The following is an 18,731-nucleotide window of genomic DNA, read 5'->3' as shown; positions in this document are numbered from 1 at the left end:
TGGGTCGAACGGGTTGCGTACGGCGGTGGCGGGCACGGCTGTCACGACTCTCGGCCGGGGCCGACAGCGCGGGTGTGGGGTTGACGCCACATGGGCCACAGGGGTGGTCCTCCGTCGGGCAGGTGCACCGGCGTCGGTGTGGTGTCGTAGTAGCCGTGCCGTTGGTAGAGGCGTCGGGCGTCGGTGGTGGTGGCGACGAGGTGGACGCCGGTGCCGGCGGTGTCGCAGATGGTGTGCCGGTGGGCGAGCAGGGCGGTGCCGATGCCGTGGCGCTGCCTGTCGGGTGTGACGCCGAGGTAGGCGAGGTCGGTGTGGGGGCGGCGCGGGGTGTGGTGGTGCAGCGCGGCGGCGAGGCGGGCGAACCGTGGAGCGTGTTGGCCTGCGATGCGGTCGATGAGGGCGGTGTGGTGGGGATCGAGGTCGTGGGCGGTGGTGTGGGGCAGCCAGACGGCGGCGCCGGCGTGGTCGCCGCTGGTGTACACGGTGCCCGAGGTCATCGCGTGGGTGAGGATCGCCGGGCAGAGTCGCTGGTAGACGTGTCGGCGTTCGCCGGGGTCGGGGATGAGCCAGACGGCGTCGGGGGTGTCGACGAACGCCTCGACCAGGGTCGCGGTGAGTGCGGGGATGTCGTGGCGGTCGGCGACACGGATCACGGTCGTGGTGGGGGTGGTGGTCACCGACGGATCTCCTTACGTGCGGCGGGGGTCGGTTGGGTGGTGGAGCGGGTGGCGGCGTCGGCGCCCGCGCCGACCGTGGCGTAGACGTGGCGGCGTGTGCGGTGCAGGACGGCGGCCCATGCCAGACCGGCGGTGACGGCGGCGGCGTAGAGGCCGGGCAGCGCCCACCGCACGGGTGAGCCGGCAGGGGTGTTGAGAAGGTCACCGAACCCGGCCAGGGTGCCGGTAAGGATGACGGCGAGCACGACGAACGCCCCGGCGGGCGCGACGGTGACGGACCAGCGGCTCTCACCCCGGCGGTCGTGACGGAAGAACATGATGACGGCGAGGCTGGTCGCGGTCATCAGGATCAACACACCCAGCCCGCCGGTGACGGTCAACCAGAAGAACAGATGAACGATCGGATCCAGGCCGGCCAGCGCGTAGCCGGCGATGGTCAGCCCGGCCACACCGGTCTGGGCCAGCGAGCCGAGCCGCGGCGCCCCGGTCCGCCCGCTGGTACGCCCCAGCGCGGCGGGAAGGACCTGTTCTCGGCCCAACGCGAACAGGTAGCGGGCGACCATGTTGTGGAAGGCCAGCAGGGCGGCGAACAGGCTGGTCACCAGCAGCAGCCGGCCCACGTCGATGATCAGGCGTGGGAGGTGGCCGTCGACCAGCACGAACATCAACTCCGGCCCATGCTGGGCGGCTTCGTTGATGATGCGGTCGGGGCCGGCGGCGGTCTGCATCGCCCACGCCGACCCGGCGTAGAGGATCGCGGTGACGGCGATCGCGGTGTAGGTGGCGTGCGCGACCGTACGCCGGGGGTCACGGGTCTCCTCCGCGAGCACGGTGGTGGCCTCGACACCGACGTAGCCGGCGATCCCACCGACGAGGATCGCCGCCATCCCCGGCACCGCCAGATGCCCCGGCGCCAACCCGTGCACCGACAGCCCCCCGCCGGCGGGGTGGGCGGCCATGACCGTGTCGAAGACCACCACCACGGTGACCTCCGCGACCAGCAGCACACCCAGAACCCGGCCGTTGAGGTCGACCCGCGCCAACCCCAGCACCGCGACCGCCAGCCAGCCGCCGAGAGCCCACACCCACCACGGCACGCCGACACCGGCCACCGCCGACACGGTCGCGGCCGTGACGACACCGAACGCCCCGTACAGGCCGATCTGCATCAGGTTGTAGGCCACCACCGCCACGAACGCCGCCGCCACACCACAGGCCGGGCCGAGAGCGTGCGCGACGTACGAGTACATCGACCCGGCGTTGACCACATGCCGCGACATCGCGACATAGCCGACCGCGAACACCACCATCACCACAGCGGTCGCCGTATAGGCGACCGGCACCCCCGACAGACCGGTCACCGCATACGCCGTCGGCACCGCCGACGCCACCACCGTCATCGGCGCCGCAGCCGCCAGGACGAAGAACACCACCTGCGGCACACCCAGCCGCGACCGGGCCAACGCGGCGGCGACACCACCCCGACGCGGACGCGGCACACCAAACGAAACCGACACAACAATCCCCAAGAAAAGACAAGAACCAGACGACACGGAGGCAGGTCAGACAGAAGGCGGGCAGGGCGCCTGAGCAGACGCCTGAACAGGGCAGACGGTGGTCAGGTCCGGCCACCCAACACAGCCCGGCCGACCGCCGCCGACAACTCCCACAACAGGACGTCGACCTGCGCCGGCACCGGACTCAACAACCGGTCCAGACGCCGCCGAGCCCGCGACTCACCGCCGAGGAACCGGCCCTCAACACCAACAGCCGCACACAACCGCGCCAGAACGCTGTCGAACTGGTCCAACCGGTCACCACGACCGATCCGCGTCGACAACCGCGCCCACGGCCACGCCGCCACATTCATGTCCGCCGGCTCCCACACCGTCCGGACCGTCACCAGCCGCCGCACCCGCACCGGACGCACCACCCCCGCATCGGACAACCGCTGACCGATCGCCGGCACCGACACATCCGCGAGAACGTCCAACCACACCGGAACCGGCTGACCCGGCTCAGCCGCCACCCAAGCCGCTATCTGCCGCTCCAACCCGACCAGCCGCACCCCCGGTTCCGGACACGCCAGATGCCCCGACGGCGTCACCACCAACACCCCCGCCACCACCAGGTCCGCCAACACCGCAGCCGTCGCCCCGAACCCGGCGATCCGCGGCGCCACCCGCAGCTGACCCGACACGTCGTGATGCGCCATCAGGAAGAACTCATCCGCCAACAACCGACGATCAACCGGCACCGACAACACCGACCGCCGATGAGTCCCGGACTGGTAGACGGTCATCGCCGACCGTTCCTTGTCCAGCCGCGCCAAAGCGAAGGGATGGTGAAAGGTGACGGCTGACTCAGAGGGCCAGGGCACGACGCCGGCGCTGCTCGAGCCCTGGCTGCGGCGTACGGGCGTTGCCCGAGAAGGGTCTGCCCACCCATGCCATCGGCTGCCGCCACCGGGTCAGCCCTCCGCACGTGTACGAGCTGCAGGCGCGAGATTGACCATCGTCGCCCTGCCGGCTTAGGTGCCCGTGCCTGCGCGGGATGGCCCAGATTGTGTGAGCGGGACGCGGTGCAGTCCGGGCACCGCAGCGTCTGCCCGCAGTCGGGGCACCATCGGTGCCGACACCTGCACAGCGCAAAACCCGCGATGGTGCCCACCAGTGCGCAGGCGACGGCCACTGCGAGTGCAGAGGTCAGCGACATGGCTACACCTTCCAGTGAGAGACCGTGATCGGGCCTGGGGGGGGGGGGGGGGGGGGGGGGGGGGGGGGAGGGGGGGGGGGGGGGGGGGGGGGGGGGGGAGGAGCGTGGCTACACTTTCGGGGGGGAGGCTGTGGTTGGGCTGGTTGTGTGGGTGGGGGGGACACCGGCACGGCAGGCGGTCGAGGACACCAACTGACTAGCGCCCAACGGGTACCGGCATGGTTCGTAATGCCGACGAACCGCCGGGAGCAGCCCTGTCGATGTACGACGGCGAGGTCGTGAGTCCATTCAGGCGGTATCTTTGGTCCGTCGCTAGACCGCTGACGCAGACACGGAGACTGTCCGCATCTGCCGACGAAGCCCCAGGGTGGTCGCGCTTCTGGTCCGATTCGTGCTGTGATCGCTACGGGCGACGTTGAGGGGTGAGTGGCCTGTGGCGGATAGCAGCGTTCGCGGATCGGCACCGACGGCTGGACAGGTGGCTCGGGCCCGGGTGTCATACGACTGGCTCACCGGCATGGACGGCGCGCTGCACTGGGTCGAGTCGTCACCAGAGAGCGGCCGAGCCGTGGTAGTGACGTGGAGACCCGAGTGGAATCCCCCGGACGTTGACATCTCACGCCTCGATGGGGCGAACGTTGGAAGCAGCCTGCACGCCTACGGCGGTATGCCCTACGCGATCCACCCGTCAGCCGGGGCGGTGATGGTGAACGGTTCCACTGGGCTACTAGCGGTCGACATTGCTAAAGCCAAAACCGCGCATGTCTATGGCGATCTCACCCAAAATTCAGATGAACTGATATGCGTTCGCGAGGATGAGGCCGGAGACGAATTAGTTGCAGTGGACATTATGTCGGGCGGGCTGCGTGTCTTGCTGGCGACCAATGGATTCTTTGCCTCACCTCGGCCATCGGCGGGACAACTAGCTTGGATTCAATGGGGCAGGGGTGCGATGCCCTGGGACTCAAGCGAACTGTGGGTTGCTGAATATCGCCCAGGATGGCCTGTCGGCCGAAAAGTGAAGATCGCCGGAGGGTCTGACGAGTCAGTCGTCCAGCCACAGTGGGACGCCGATGGCAATTTGTATTTTCTGTCTGACAGATCGGGCTGGTGGAATCTGTATCGTTGGCGCAATGGACAAGCGGATGAGATAGCGCCGATGGTTGCCGAATGTGCTGCCGCACCGTGGGAGTCCAGCTATGCCAACTACGTAATTCTTCCGCGGCGACGAATCGGCCTGGTCTTTCAACGTGGACCAAGGTTCGGACTGGTTATTGTCGAACCTGACGGTCGCATGAACCCCATCAGCCTGCCTTACACCGCGATCAAGCCCCATGTCGCCGCGATCGACGACAGGATTGCGCTTATCGGCGCATCCCCGACCTCGTCGCAGCAGATTGCCTTGGTGTCGACCGACGGTTCCGACAAGCTGGAAGTCATTCGACAGGGCGCTGCGAGTGTCACGGAAGCCGCCTCCATCTCTGTCCCGGAAACAATCCAGGTACCCTCTCGTGATGTCAATTTGACCGTCCTCTTCTATCCGCCAACGAGCAAGCATGGCCCAGCGCCGATGATCGTCCGACCGCATCCTGGGCCGACTTACCACAGCGATCTCCGATTGGACTGGGAGGTGCAGTTCTTCACGAGTCGCGGGTTCGCAGTGGCTGATGTCGACTATCGCGGAAGCACTGGATACGGTCGAGAGTTCCGCAAGTCTTTGGACGGCCAGTGGGGCCGACTTGATGTCGAGGATTGTCGTCTTGTGGCGATGCATCTACTTGCGACAGGCAGAGCGTGCCCTAGCGGCGTGTTCATCTCAGGTGCGAGTGCCGGCGGCTTTACCGCGCTCCGGGCGGCGTGCGAGGACGGACCATTCCTGTTGGCTGTAGCCAGGTCGGCGATTGTCGACCCGGTGAAATGGATGGTCACGGCGCCCCGTTTTCAGCGGCCGCACGCGAGGATTCTTTCCTCCGACGGCGCTCGCGTCACGCCGGATCGAGTAAGATGCCCCGTACTGCTAATCCACGGCAGTCGGGATGATGTTGCGCCAATAAATGAGGTGGTCGAGTTGGCGACGGCACTCGATCGCCGAGGACGGCTGTCCGGCATGCTGGCACTCGACGGCGTCGGGCACTATATATCTACGCCCACCGCCATATCGGTGGCGTTGGAGGCGGAACTTCAAGCCTATCTCGACGTAATCAGGAATGGCGGACACTCCCTTCCGTAGCGATCAGGGTGGGTAGCTGAGCCGCTGCGTATTCGCCTAGGTCCCTCACGGCGGGAAGATCCGTGTAGGGGTGAAGCTCGGCGAGCATGAGTACGATGCGGTGAGAGCTGCGAAACGAATTGAGCTTTACGGCGTGGTCGATTGCCTGTCGTGCAACTGTGCATGCATGGTCAATCTGGCGCGATCGCGCGAGGGACGAAGCGTGGAGCGCGGTGTCTATCGCCAGACGTCTCACTCGACTCGGCTCCAGTTTCGCAACCGCTCGGGAAACTTCGCGTTGCGCGAGCTCATAAAGGCCGAGATCATAAAAGCAATGGGCCTTCTCATCGGCGAGATCGGCTTCACTGAAGTAGGCGATCCAGGACGGCTCGTCCGAGGGAATGCTCCGAGCAAGATCAGACTCAACTTGAAGCAGCGTTGCGGCGCAGGCAGCCTCATCGCCGCGTCTTGCCTGAGCACGGGCCAGCACAGTGCGGAAGACCGCCCGTACACCGGGCGTGGTCTGACGTTCGGTGCCGCGCAGTGCGGCGGTGGCGAGGCGCCCGGCCTGGTCTGGGTCTCCGCAATGCAGTGCCAAATGGGCGAGGCTGACAGCTATGATGTATCCGCCGTACAGGTGGTTTCCGGTTCTTGTAGCGATCGCCAAGGCTTGCTGGTAGTGCTGCTGCGCTGTACCGTCCGCCCCGAGGTCGACCGCTTCGTATCCTGCGAGTTCGAGGAATCCCGTTGCTATAAGCGGCGACTGAGAGGCCAGGATGTCGAGTTCCCGCCCCAGGATGTCGGTTACGTTCGAGTAGATCCGGCCGGCACCATGAGTGTGGTCAGCGGTTCGGAGCTCCTGCAGTCTCAGCGCCGCCTTGGAGCTCTCGTCATCGGAGACGCGTGAGTACCCTACGTCCAAGGCAGACGCCAGTAGCCAGTCCAGAACGGGTCGATCGGTAGCCTCGGAGCGGAACCCCTGTGTCCTGCTCCCTGTGTCTCGGCCCGCTCGTAGCCCGCGTTCACGCTGCAGCATCGGGATCAAGCGCCGGAGCGCCCCTCCGGCGGCGAGCGCTACATCGCATCGTTCGACCAGATCATCTGAAGCTGTTCGCTCCGCCGCCTCGATCTTGCGGATCAGGTCCTTGTGCACGAACAACGCTCTGCCGAGGTCCGCCTGGGACATGTCGCGTTCTTGGCGCAGGCGACGGACCTCCGCACCGAGAAAGTGCTGCACAGACCGTCCCGGCTCAAGCGTTCTTGGGGCTTGGCCCACCGCTCACCGCCTGTTCCTACCTGCCATGCATCGCCAACGGGGGTTCATTGTCGATGAGACAGGGGACGACGAGCAACGCCTGCGACCGCCATGCGGACACATCCAGTTGTCCGCATCTGCCCCCTGCCCAGAACCCCGCGCGTTGGGTTTGCTCTCTTCATGGAACTCGGCTGCAGGATGGGGAGCTTGCTAGACGCAGGCGGGCCAACCATGCCCCAGTCGACTAAGGTGCATCTACCCCGAGCGGCGTCCTCCGAAGCTGCCGTCCTTGTCGAGGACGGCAGTCCCGCCCACCAGGCGAAACGCGAGAACGATGCCACCGCCAGCGTGTACGAGAGCGGCGTCTACGCGAACGGACCGTGTGCGGATAACGTGGCCGAGCGGATGCCGACCTCGCAGCCGTCCGGGCGGCAGAGGATTCAGCCGGTATGCGGCCGCGCGTATCGAGCACAACTGGGGCGCAGCCGGCGGGCGGTGTTGCAGGGTGGCGCGCAGCGTCGTCATGGTCTCGTAGCCGTAACAGCCGCTGGTGTGCGGACCAGGCCTGCGTCAGTGCTCGCGCTTCTCGGCAGTTGTTCTGATGATCTATTGGAAGGGCTTTCTGACGTGATGGATGTAGTGGCGGATGACTCGGCGGAGGTCGATGGTCTCCGGGAGGCGTTGGTTCGGGAACTGCTGGCCGGGGGATCGATTGCGTCTGCTGAGGTGGAGGCGGCGTTCCGGGTGGTGCCTCGGCATCTGTTCGCTCCGGAGGTGTCATCGGAGCGGGCGTACGCGAACGACATCGTCCGTACGAAGCGTGACGAGCACGGGGTGACGATCAGTTCGGTGTCCGCGCCGTGGTTGCAGGCGGTGATGCTGGAGCAGGCGCAGATCGGTCCGGGGATGCGGTGTCTGGAGGTTGGTTCTGGTGGCTATAACGCGGCGTTGATGGCGGAGCTGGTCGGGCCGGGCGGTGCGGTCACGACGGTCGACATCGACGCGGATGTGACCGGGCGGGCGCGCCGGTTCCTGGACGTCGCCGGCTACGGGCGGGTCAACGTGGTCCTGGCCGACGCTGAGCACGGTGTGCCGAAGCGGGCGCCGTTCGACCGGATCATCGTCACGGTCGGGGTGTGGGACGTGCCGCCGGCCTGGTCGGAGCAGTTGTCCGACGGCGGCCGGTTGGTGGTGCCGTTGCGGTTGCGGGGGTTGAGCCGTTCGGTGGCGCTGGTTCGTGACGGCGACCGGCTGGTGAGTGTCGGGCATGAGATGGCGGGCTTTGTCGGGGTGCAGGGTGCCGGGGCGCACACGGAGCGGCTGGTGACGTTGCACGGCGACGAGGTGGGTCTGCGGTTCGACGACGACGTGCCGGTGGATGTGGAGGCGCTACGTGCGGCGGTGCGGCAGCCGAGGACGCAGGTGTGGTCGGGCGTCACGTTCGGTGGGACGGAGTCGTTCGACGGCCTGTTCCTGTGGCTGGCCACGTGTGTGGACCGATTCTGTCTGCTCAGCCGGGCGCGGACCGACGCCGCCCGGGCGTTGGTCGATCCGGCGTCGCCGATCGCCACACCGACGGTGCTGGGCGACGCCGGCTTCGCCTATGTCACGTTCCGCGAGGTGGAAGGGCGGGGCGATGTCTACGAGTTCGGCGCCTACGCGCACGGCGCGCAGGCGGAGAGTCTCGCCGCGACGCTGATCGAGCAGATCCGGGTGTGGGACCGCGACCACCGGCACGGCGGTCCGGCCCGTATCAGCGTCGTTCCCGGTGCGGTGGTCGTCGAGGAGGCGCCCGGTGCGCGGGTGATCCCGAAGCGGCACACGACCATCACGATCTCCTGGCCCTGACCGGCAAGCAGGACCAGGCGTCCCACCCTCAAATCAGCACAAGGGAGGAACCACCGCCATGTCCACGACCATCACGTCCGTCCCGGCCGCCGCCAGCGGCGGGGCGGACACCGACGACGACCTGTTCGACCTCGACATCAGCCTCATCGAGTCCGGGCCGGTGATCCCGGAGCTGCTGCGCAGCACCAGCGACAACTGCGGCAAGACCTGCGCGTCGGCCTGCACGAGCTGCCAGTCCTGAACCCCTGTCCCGGTGGGCCCGGCGCGGACGAGCGTCGGGCCCGCCTCCACCCGCCGGGAGGACTTCGGTGTACCAGGTCATGGACGCGGTGCTGCTGCGGGCATCGGCCCAACCCACCACCGTGGATCTCCCTGCCTGGCCGGACCTGGACGACGTCGAGGCCGGCGAGGTGGGTGACTGGCTGCGGCAGGTGTGGAGCCGCGAGTCGCTCGCACGGGCCATCGAGGCCGCGTCTGCGGAGCTGGCCGGGCAGGTCGCCCGTGTTCGTGCCGGTCGCGACACCGACCCGCGTCGGCTGCGGCGGACGGTGAAGTCGGTGGCGCGGTATCTGCTGCGGGCGGGCGGGCGGAGCACACCGTTCGCGTTGTTCGCCGGGGTCGCGCCAGCGGTGATCGGCGCGGAGCCCACGGTGTGGTGGGGGCGTGGGCACCTGCCGGTGTCCCGTCCGGACGGGCAGTGGCTCGACGCGGTGATCACCCTGTTGGAGGGGTGTCCGCCGCTGCTGCGTCGTCTGCCGGTCATGGTCAACGACTGTGCCGATGTGCATGAGGATCGTGTGGTCGTGCCATGCCAACGGGCCGCCGCAGGCGACGGACCGGGGCGGGGTGTGTCCGGTCTGGTGGACGTGTCGGTGCGCCGAAGCGCGGCCGTCGACGCCGTGGTCGACCTGGCGCGTGCGCCGATCGTCGTCGCCGAACTGGTCGACAATCTGCGCGGTGAACTGGGCGGCGGTTCGATGGCGGCCGAGTCGGCGGTCCTGCGGCTGGTACGGGCACGGGTGCTGCTGACGGCGTTGCGGCCACCGATGACGGCCCCCGACGGCCTGGCGTATGTGGTGGACCGGCTCACAGCGGTCGACGCCGACGCAGTGCCGGAGGCGGCCGAGACGGTCCGGGCGCTGCGGTCGGTCGCCGACCAGCTGCGGCGACACCATCCAGGGGTTACCCCCGCGGCGGCGGTGCCTGGCGTCGATGCGGACCTGGCCGCTCGGATGCGGCAGGTGTGGGCGGGCGCGGGCCGGCCGGTCGCGGTGGATCTGCGCCTCGATGTCGCCGTCACCCTGCCGGACACCGTGACGCGTCACGCCCGCGCCGCCGCGGCGGCGTTGACCCGGTTGTCGCCCTACCGGCGCGGAATGCCGCCGTGGGAGGAGTATCACGCCGCGTTCCTGGAACGCTACGGCGTCGGCGCGGTGGTGCCGCTGGCCGAGGTGACCGACCCGGCGACCGGACTCGGGCTGCCCGCCACCTACCGGGGCTCGGACCGGTCGGTCGCCGCCACGCCGGTCACCGACCGGGAGCGGGGTCTGCTGCGGTTGGCGCAGCAGGCCACGATGGGCGGCGCCGACGAGATCAGCCTCGACGATCAGACCGTGGCCGACCTCGCCGGCCCGGACGACCCGCTGCTGCGGCCGCCGCCGCATGTGGAGTTGTTCGTCGCGGTTCATGCCGCGAGCGTGGCGGCCCTGCGCCGGGACCGGTACACGCTGGTGGTGTCCGGGGCGGCCCGCGCCGCCGGGGCGACCACCGGCCGGTTCCTGCACCTGCTCGACCCCGTCGACCGGGACCGGTTCCGCGCCGGCTACGCGGCGGTGGCGACGGTACGCCGTGGGGCGGTGCCGGCCCAGTTGTCGGTTCCGCCGCTGCGGGCGTCGTCGGACCCCCTGGCCTGCGCCCCGCGGATGTTGCCGACGCTGCTGACCGTCGGTGAGTTCACCGACGGCGGCGGGCCGGTGCGGGTCATGGACCTCGCCGTCGGCGGCGACAGCGACGGGTTGTTCCTGGTGTCGCTGCGCCATGGGGCGCTGATCGAACCGACCGTGTTCAACGCGGTCGAGTTCCGCCACTTCAGCCATCCGATGGCCCGGTTCCTGTGCGAGCTGCCGCGCGCCCGCACCGCGGTCTACATGCCGTTCTCGTGGGGTGTCGCGGACGCGTTGCCGTTCCTGCCCCGCGTGCGGTACGGCCGCACCGTGCTCGCCCCGGCCCGGTGGCGGCTCACCGCCGCCGATCTGCCGCCCCGGCACACGCCGCCACGGCGGTGGCGTGACGCGTTCGCCGGGTGGCGGCGCCGGTTCCGGATGCCGGACCGGGTCTGTCTGGTGGAGGCGGACAACGTGCTGCCGCTGGACCTCACCGAGCCCCTGCACGCCGATCTGCTGCGGGTCCACCTCGACCGGCACGGCCAGGCCCGGCTCGACGAAGCACCCGCCGCTGACGCCTTCGGCTGGCTCGACGGCCACGCCCACGAGATCACCGTCGCGTTGACGTCCACCGCGCCGGCGACGCCGACGCCGGCCCTGGACCGGATACGGGTCTCCGACCGCGACGACGGGCACCTGCCCGGCGACTCACCCTGGCTGTACGCGAAGCTGTACACCGCCGCCGACCGGACCGCCGACGTCCTCCAGCAGGTGCCCGACCTGTTCGCCGACACCGGCGCACCACTGCCGTGGTGGTTCCTGCCCTACCGCGACCCCGAACACCACGTCCGGCTCCGGGTACGACTGCCCCACGCCGACGCCTACGGCCCCGCAGCCGCCCAGGTCGGCGCCTGGGCCGCCCGGCTGCGCCGCCGGCGGCTGCTGTCCCGGCTCCAGCTCGACACCTACCACCCGGAGACCGGCCGCTACGGCCACGGCCCGGCGATGGCAGCCGCCGAGCAGGTCTTCGTCGCCGACTCCGCCGCCGCCCTGGCCGAACTGGACATCGTCTCGTCGTCCACGCTCGGGGCGCCGGCACTCGCCGCGGCCAGTCTCGTCGACATCGCCGTCGGCTTCACCGGCGACACCGCCGCCGCGATGCGGTGGCTCACCACCGGCCTGCCGAACGAGACCGCACCCACCCCGCGAGACGTCCTCACCGCCGCCGTCCGCCTTGCCGATCTCAGCGGCGACTGGGCCGCGCTACGCACCGCTGACGACACCGGCGCCCTGTGGGCCGCATGGCAGCGGCGCCGCGCCGCGCTCGCCGACTACCGTCGCCACCTCGCCGTACAACGCGACCCGCTGCCCGTCCTGGCGTCCCTGCTGCACCTGCACAGCGTCCGCGTGCACGGCATCGACCCCGGCCGGGAACGGCTGACCCGTCGGCTCGCGCGCGCCGCCGCCCTGCGCTGGTCCGCCCTGCACCCCGACCCACCACAATGAAGCCCAGCCCACTGGCCGTACTACGGCCCGCCGCCGCGGCGGCGCGCGCCGTCGCCGACCACCTCACACCACCGCCCGACCCGCCGCCCCCGCCGGCACACGCCCAGAACCTGGCCGACGGCGCCGTCGGAACCGCCCTGCTGCACATCGAACGCGCGGCCACCGGCACCGGCGCATGGGCCACCGCGCACCACTGGCTGACCACGATCGTCGACGGCGGCGTGCTCGCCACCCCCGACAGCAGCCTCTACCGCGGCGCACCCGCCATCGCCTACGCCCTGCACCTCACCGCCACCGCGACCGGCGGCCGCTACACCGGCGCCCGACACGCCCTCGACCGTGCCGTCGCCACCCTCACCCATCGCCGCGTCGACCAGGCGATGCACCGCATCACCGCCCGACAGCTGCCGACACTGGCCGAGTACGACCTCATCAGCGGGCTGACCGGCATCGGCGCCCACCTGCTGCGCCACACCCCCGGCGACGACGCCCTCGCCCGCGTCCTGGCGTACCTCGTGCGACTCACCGAACCGATCCGCCACGACGGCGTCACCCGGCCGGGCTGGTGGACCTTCCAGGACCCGCACGCCGCCACCTCGGCGGCGTTCCCCGGCGGCCACGCCAACCTCGGCCTCGCCCACGGCATCACCGGCCCACTTGCCCTCCTGGCACACGCCGCCCGACGCGGCATCACCGTCGACGGCCACCTCGACGCCATCGGCCGCATCTGCCACTGGCTCGACACCTGGTGCCAACACGACCACGACGGCCAAGCTTGGTGGCCCCAATGGATCACCGCCCAGGACCACCGCACCCACCGGCCCACCCAGACCGGCCCGCTGCGCCCGTCCTGGTGCTACGGCACCCCCGGCATCGCCCGCGCCCAACAACTCGCCGGCCTCGCCACCGCAGACACCCACCGCCGACACCTCGCCGAACACGCCCTCGCCGCCTGCCTCACCGACCCCCGCCAACTGGACCACGTCACCGACACCAGCCTCTGCCACGGCTGGGCCGGCCTCCTGCTGACCACCTGGCGCACCGCCGTCGACGCCACCACCCCGGCAGTCGCCGCCCACCTGCCCCACCTCACCGACCGCCTCCTCCACCATCTGTCGATGGACGACCACCCCGCCGACGGCCTCCTCGACGGCCGCACCGGCGCCGCGCTCGCCCTGACCGCAGTCGCGCACGGCACCCCACCAACCTCGGACTGGGACGCATGCCTGCTCCTCACCTGACCACCCACGCGACCGACCCGGACCCCTCCGCGCACCGGCAGGGCGACCCGGACACCGCCGCACTGGTGCCGGAGTCAGCGGTGCTCGCCCTGCTCACCGGCACACCAGCGGCGACCGCCGCGGCCCGCGTCCCGGTCCCCATCGCCGACCTCATCGACGCCGCCGAGCGGTACCAGACCGCCGGCCGCGCCGCCCTCACCACACCCATCGACCACGCCTGGTACCAGGCCAACATCGAATTCCCCGACCCGCCCACCGCCGAACACACCGCCGTCACGGCCCTCGGACCACACCTGCGCCACGCCGAAACAGCCGGCATCCTCCACACCTGGTGGTACATCCGCAAAACGCCGTACTGGCGGCTCCGACTCCACACCGACCGACGCCACCAGCACCAGCTCCGAGCCTTCGTGACCCGCCTGCTCGACGGCCTGGCATCACACGGGTCGATCACCGGCTGGTCCGCCGGCGTCTACGAACCCGAAACCCACGCCTTCGGCGGACACGCCGCCATGGCCGTGGCCCACCGCTTCTTCCACGCCGACAGCACCCACATCCTCACCTACCTGCACCACCGCCACACCCGACGCCAGCAACAGGCCCCGACGCTCGGCCCCCGGGAACTGTCCCTGCTGCTCTGCGGCACCCTGCTACGCGCCGCCGACCAGGACTGGCACGAACAAGGAGACATCTGGCACCGGGTGACAGCCATGCGGCCGCTGTACCCTGACCACCACGACCCCGGCCGGTTCCCTCAGATCACCGCCAAGGTCCACCACACCCTCACCCTCGACCCCCGACAGGCCGTCACCCACACCGCCGACCGGGACCTGACCGGTCAGGTCGACCCGTGGCTGACCGCCGCACACGACACCGGCGCCGCCCTGACCCGCCTCGCGCGCACTGGCGCGCTCCGCCGGGGACTGCGCGACGTCCTCGCCCACCATCTGGTCTTCCACTGGAACCGACTCGGCCTCACTACCACCGCCCAGTCCGTCCTCGCCCACGCCGCGGCCACCGCCACCCTCGACACCACGAACCCGCCCGGGACAGCTCCCAGGGCAGGCCGGTGATGTGGCCCGAACCCGACGACCCCGCCACCGTCCACCGGATGCGGACCGCGCACACCCACGCCCGCCGCGCCCTCCACACACACCCAGACCCTGAGGCCCACGAGGCCTGGGGCTGGCACGGCCGCACCCTCGGCGCACCCGTCACCACCGACCACGGGCGCCGATGGCTCCGAGTCGCCGCCACACCCATCGACCAGCTCATCGACACCTTCTGGAACGGCGCCATCGACGCCCACCGCGCGATACCGGCGGCGGTACCACGACCCCGGCTGCTGCGCTGGCACGACTGGACCGACGGCACCTGGACCTACCGCGCCGAACTGTACGAACACGCCACGGCCGGCACCATCGCCGACCACGCCGCAATCACCACCCCACCCGCCCTGACATCCGGCTGGTGGGCCACGGTCGGCACCGCCCTCACGACCATCGCGACGGTGAACACCATCCGGATGACCGTCCAGCCAGGATTCCTCGCCTGGGCGATGCCGCACTACCTGGGCATCCCCTCCAACGACCACCCCGGGCAACCCTGGACAACCGCCCACGGAGACTTCCACTACGCGAACCTCTGCGCCCCCGAACTACAGATCCTCGACTGGGAAGGCTGGGGACTCGCCCCCGCCGGCTACGACGCCGCGACTCTGCACACCTACAGCCTGCTGGCACCGGACGCAGCCGCCGACATCAGCCACCACCTGACCGACCTGCTCCACACCCCCGCCGGCCGCCACGCCGAACTCGTCGTCATCACCGAACTCCTGCACGCCTGCGAACACGGAATCAACACAGCGCTCGCCGCGCCACTGCACCATCGCGCCAGGGCGCTATCGGCGGGCACCGGGGCCAGCCGATGATCCCGCCGCCGCGCCCTCGTCCCCGGCCGCCGGATCCGTGAGCTGCGTGACCTGACCCGCCGCCGCACCGAGCTGACCGTGGCCCGAGGGCAGGAGATCCAACGGCTGGAGAAGGAACTGGAGGACACCGGGATGAAGCTGACCAGCGTCATCACCAACGTGGTCGGTACGACCGGACGGGCCATCATCGACGCGCTCATCGCCGGCGAACGCGATCCACAGGTGCTGGCCGGACTCGCTGTCGGCCGGGCCAGGAAGAAGACCCTCGACCTGGTCGCCGCCCTGGACGGCACGTTCACCGACCACCACGGCTGGATGTGTCGGCACTACCTGGCCCAGATCGAGCACCTCGACCGGCTCGTCGGACAGTTGGACCAGCGGATCGCCGACCTGACCGCCGGCCACGACGACGACATCGACAACCTCGACTCCCCGCCCGGTGTGGGCCGCCGGGCCGCGGAGATGATCCTCGCCGAGACCGGCGGCGACATGACCCGGTTCGCCACCGCCGGGCATCTGGCCTCGTGGATCGGGGTCTGTCCCGGGATGAACGAGTCAGCCGGGGTCACCAAACGCATCCTCGGCGTCGCGGCCCTCGCCGCCCTATGCGACAGGAACTCCTACTACGGGGTGTACTACCGGCGGATCGCCGCCCGACGTGGCGGGAAGAAAGCCCTCGCGGCCGTCATGCACAAGCTGGCCATCGCGATCTGGCACGTCCTACCGACAAGACCACCTTCACCGACCTCGGAGCCGACTACTTCACCAAGCGTGACCCCGAACGCGCCATGAAACGGATGATCCGCGAGGCCGACAGCCTCGGGCTGACCGTCCGCTTCGACCCGCTTCCACAAGCCAGCCGAGCCGAACAGGCCCGTACCCAGTCACCGAGATTTCGTGTCAGACCCATCGGCGGCCCAGATCCCCCCGGGGAGCGGTGTCGGGCTTTGATCGGCGACTTCGACCAGAAGGCAGAGGTGCGACGGCATGACCGTGACGGGCGAGATGGGTGTCGGGGATCAGGCGAGGCTGCGGGCGGCGATGGTCGCCGAGTTGCGGGAGGACGTCATCGTCTCCGACGCCGTGGCTGCGGCGTTCTCGACCGTGCCTCGTCATCTGTTCGCAGCTGGTGAGCCGTTGGAGGCGGTGTACGACTCGAACACGCCGCTGGTGACCAAGGTCGGCTCCGACGGGGCCGCGCTGAGTTCGGTGTCCGCCGTGCACATCCAGGCGGTGATGCTGGAGCAGGCCGGGATCGAGCCGGGGATGCGGGTTCTGGAGATCGGCTCGGGTGGGTACAACGCGGCGCTGATCGCGGAGCTGGTCGGCCCCGAGGGTTCCGTCACGTCGGTGGACATCGACGCGGAGATCGTCGCGCGGGCGCGCCGGTGTCTGCGGTCGGCCGGTTACGGGCGGGTACGGGTCGTGCGGGCCGACGCCGAGCATGGTGTGCCGGAGCACGCGCCGTACGACCGGATCATCGTGACGGTCGGGGCGTGGGACATCCCTCCGGCGTGGATCCACCAACTGTCCGGGCGCGGCAGGATCGTCGTGCCGCTGCGGTTTGCCGGGTTGTCCCGCTGTGTCGCGTTCGACCGCGTCGGCACCCGCCTGGTCTCCCGCAGCTACTGTCTCGGCGGTTTTGTGCCGATGCAGGGCCAGGGCACGTTCACCGACACGGTGGTGCCGGTCACCGGTGACGCGGCGCTGCGGGTCGACGGGCCCGACCCGGGCTTCGACGTGCCGGCGCTTCGCGGGGCGATCCATGGGCGGCGGATCGCACGGTGGTCCGGGGCGGCGTTCGACCTGCCTGATGAGTTGGAGCTGTTCGTGGTGACCAGCGGGCCGCTGGTGCCGTTCCTGCACGCCAGCCAGGCGCTGGTCGACCGGGGTGTGTTCACGCCGGCGGTGACTGTCGGCGCGGCGGTCCTGGTCGAGGCGGGCAGTTTCGCCTACCGGACGAAACGCGGGAACGAGGACACCGGCGGGTGGGAGAGCGGCGTCTACGCGCACGGACCGAACGCCGAGGACGTGGCCGAGCGGTACCTCGACCTGCTGCGCCGGTGGGCGGCCGGTTACCGCCGCCGAGGGGCCGCGCGCATCGAGTACATCCCAGGTGATGGCGACGGGGGTACGCCGCGCGGGTGGTGTGCGCCGAAACGCCATGGGGTGGTGGCGGTCTCGTGGCCGTGACAGCCCTGTGCGGCGTTCCAGCGGCCGCCTGGCCGACTCCATCGGAGTATGTCGCCGATGGGCGGCACGCCCCGGCGGACCGGTGTCTTCCGGTTCTGGAGCCCGGCGTGATTCTGCTGGCCTGCTGTCTGTGGGAGGTGGTCGGCCACCGTCAGTGGAGGGTGGATGCGCGCGGCCGGGCTGAGTCGCGGCGTACCGATAGGGTGCGCGAGCCCGCTACGGCTAACGCGATCACCAGTCGGATGTGACGCAATGTAGCCGGTTGTTGAGTCGTCGATCAGGGTTGACCGGGTGTGGAAGCGGCCTACTGATCGGCGGTGTGTGGTGTCGCCGGGTGCCGGGGCGGCGCTGATCAGGACGGCATGGCCCTATCGGTCAGTCGCGACGCGGCGTCCAGCTGTGTATTTATGCTACAAAACCACCTACCATCGCGTTCAGTGAACGGAAGGTGGCCGGCGGGATGTCACGCCTGAGGGGGAAGGGAGTCATCGCTGAACGACTTCGCTGCGACACGCCTGGACGGTCACCACAGGTAATCGCCTATGGTTACTGATCATGGTAGCGGCACCGCCGCCGGTATTCGTCCGACCGTCAACCCGGGTGGCGTGCGGGAACGGGTCGACAGCGCCGTCACCCGCCTCTGGTGGCTCAGTCGCCGGGGCGCAGCCCTCCGGTCCGTACACCGGACACGAACCGGTGCCATGACGTGGGGGTGAACGTGAGGCGCGGTGCGGGGACACCCGAGCTGGTGACGTCCACCCGATCGCCGTGAAACGCGACTTCGACGCAGTGGTCGTCGAGACAACTCGAACTCTTCCGTCGCCAGATCGGTGGAATTTCCATCTCGGTCCCGCTGCGCGGGGGAACAGTCACCGGGTCTTCCGGTGTGGACCATGAGAAGTGAAGGGGGTGTGATGATGTCACGGCGAATACCTTTCGAAGTGCGACGCATGCCAGCCCTCGGCGTGATCCCATCTGCGGCGACGCGGCGACTTCCTGCACGATCCGATCGAGACGAGATCGCCAGGGACACCGAGTGTACCAAGATGGCACCACGCCAGGAATTTCTAGTTGATCTCAACCACGCGATGATGACCACGCCATCCCGCATCAACCCAGTGCAAAGCGCCCAGTGCCGCCTGCAAAGTGAAGACGGCCATAGGCAGATATTTACGCATCCCTTAGCCTCGATCCACCGATGAAGGTCGGACCGGCAGGACCCCGGCTATAGAAAGTGCCCTCTGAACTGGAAGGATAGGAGTTCTGACGCTTCT

15 protein-coding genes are annotated in these 18,731 nt (G+C 69.5%); 10 read left to right on the top strand and 5 right to left on the bottom strand.

Features of this window, described 5'->3' with window-relative positions; genetic code table 11:
- Nucleotides 1-41 precede the first annotated feature (41 nt).
- The 3 genes from ACXAHD_RS18120 to ACXAHD_RS18110 form a co-directional block, all read right to left on the bottom strand.
- Nucleotides 42-677 (bottom strand): GNAT family N-acetyltransferase, encoded by a 636-nt coding sequence (locus ACXAHD_RS18120; protein ID WP_475051870.1) that lies wholly within the window; start codon nt 675-677, stop codon nt 42-44.
- Nucleotides 674-2,194, bottom strand: a complete 1,521-nt coding sequence (locus ACXAHD_RS18115) for an APC family permease (protein WP_475051867.1) — start codon at nt 2,192-2,194, stop codon at nt 674-676. The genes ACXAHD_RS18120 and ACXAHD_RS18115 overlap by 4 nt, the downstream gene beginning before the upstream one ends.
- 101 nt (nt 2,195-2,295) lie before the next feature.
- The gene (locus ACXAHD_RS18110; protein ID WP_475051864.1) at nt 2,296-2,979 is read right to left on the bottom strand and encodes a GOLPH3/VPS74 family protein; all 684 of its coding nucleotides are present in this window, start codon (nt 2,977-2,979) and stop codon (nt 2,296-2,298) included.
- Nucleotides 2,980-3,406: 427 nt separating this feature from the next.
- Here ACXAHD_RS18110 and ACXAHD_RS18105 point away from each other — a divergent pair, with 427 nt between their 5' ends.
- Together ACXAHD_RS18105 and ACXAHD_RS18100 are read left to right on the top strand one after the other, a co-directional pair.
- Nucleotides 3,407-3,592, top strand: coding sequence for a hypothetical protein (locus ACXAHD_RS18105; RefSeq protein WP_475051860.1), 186 nt, complete (start codon nt 3,407-3,409; stop codon nt 3,590-3,592).
- 293 nt (nt 3,593-3,885) lie between these two features.
- Entirely contained in the window at nt 3,886-5,622 is a 1,737-nt protein-coding gene (locus ACXAHD_RS18100; RefSeq protein ID WP_475051858.1) for a S9 family peptidase, read from the top strand.
- Here ACXAHD_RS18100 and ACXAHD_RS18095 read toward each other — a convergent pair.
- Nucleotides 5,594-6,838 (bottom strand): helix-turn-helix domain-containing protein, encoded by a 1,245-nt coding sequence (locus ACXAHD_RS18095; RefSeq protein ID WP_475051854.1) that lies wholly within the window; start codon nt 6,836-6,838, stop codon nt 5,594-5,596. The two genes, ACXAHD_RS18100 and ACXAHD_RS18095, sit on opposite strands and share 29 nt — an antisense overlap.
- Nucleotides 6,839-7,486: 648 nt before the next feature.
- On the opposite strand from ACXAHD_RS18095, the gene fxlM (ACXAHD_RS18090) reads away from it, so the two are divergent.
- The 8 genes from fxlM (ACXAHD_RS18090) to fxlM (ACXAHD_RS18055) all read left to right on the top strand — a co-directional run bounded on the left by fxlM (ACXAHD_RS18090) (nt 7,487) and on the right by fxlM (ACXAHD_RS18055) (nt 17,457).
- Nucleotides 7,487-8,704 (top strand): methyltransferase, FxLD system, encoded by a 1,218-nt coding sequence (gene fxlM, locus ACXAHD_RS18090; RefSeq protein WP_475051851.1) that lies wholly within the window; start codon nt 7,487-7,489, stop codon nt 8,702-8,704.
- A 58-nt stretch (nt 8,705-8,762) separates the two neighbouring features.
- Nucleotides 8,763-8,945 carry an FxLD family lanthipeptide gene (locus tag ACXAHD_RS18085; protein ID WP_289211596.1) on the top strand — a complete coding sequence of 61 codons (183 nt, stop codon included), beginning with the start codon at nt 8,763-8,765 and terminating at the stop codon, nt 8,943-8,945.
- Nucleotides 8,946-9,012: 67 nt separating this feature from the next.
- Nucleotides 9,013-12,093 (top strand): lantibiotic dehydratase, encoded by a 3,081-nt coding sequence (locus tag ACXAHD_RS18080; protein WP_475051848.1) that lies wholly within the window; start codon nt 9,013-9,015, stop codon nt 12,091-12,093.
- A complete protein-coding gene (locus ACXAHD_RS18075; protein ID WP_289211594.1) occupies nt 12,090-13,334 on the top strand; it encodes a lanthionine synthetase C family protein in 1,245 nt (414 codons plus the stop codon). The genes ACXAHD_RS18080 and ACXAHD_RS18075 overlap by 4 nt, the downstream gene beginning before the upstream one ends.
- Nucleotides 13,316-14,407, top strand: a complete 1,092-nt coding sequence (locus ACXAHD_RS18070) for a thiopeptide-type bacteriocin biosynthesis protein (protein ID WP_289211593.1) — start codon at nt 13,316-13,318, stop codon at nt 14,405-14,407. The genes ACXAHD_RS18075 and ACXAHD_RS18070 overlap by 19 nt, the downstream gene beginning before the upstream one ends.
- 38 nt (nt 14,408-14,445) lie before the next feature.
- The gene (locus ACXAHD_RS18065; RefSeq protein WP_475051844.1) at nt 14,446-15,264 is read left to right on the top strand and encodes a hypothetical protein; all 819 of its coding nucleotides are present in this window, start codon (nt 14,446-14,448) and stop codon (nt 15,262-15,264) included.
- Nucleotides 15,265-15,342: 78 nt separating this feature from the next.
- A complete protein-coding gene (locus tag ACXAHD_RS18060) occupies nt 15,343-16,056 on the top strand; it encodes a transposase (RefSeq protein ID WP_289211591.1) in 714 nt (237 codons plus the stop codon).
- A 195-nt stretch (nt 16,057-16,251) separates the two neighbouring features.
- Complete coding sequence (gene fxlM, locus ACXAHD_RS18055) at nt 16,252-17,457, top strand: methyltransferase, FxLD system (protein WP_475051842.1); 1,206 nt, start codon at nt 16,252-16,254, stop codon at nt 17,455-17,457.
- Between the two features lie 648 nt (nt 17,458-18,105).
- On the opposite strand, the gene ACXAHD_RS18050 is transcribed toward fxlM (ACXAHD_RS18055), so the two are convergent.
- Nucleotides 18,106-18,300: a DUF397 domain-containing protein gene (locus ACXAHD_RS18050; RefSeq protein WP_416627906.1), complete on the bottom strand. Its 195-nt coding sequence runs from the start codon at nt 18,298-18,300 to the stop codon at nt 18,106-18,108.
- Between the last annotated feature and the right edge of the window lie 431 nt (nt 18,301-18,731).

The organism is Micromonospora sp. ABR4_055 (assembly GCF_056160425.1).
This window is presented reverse-complemented; position numbering and strand designations above follow the sequence as displayed.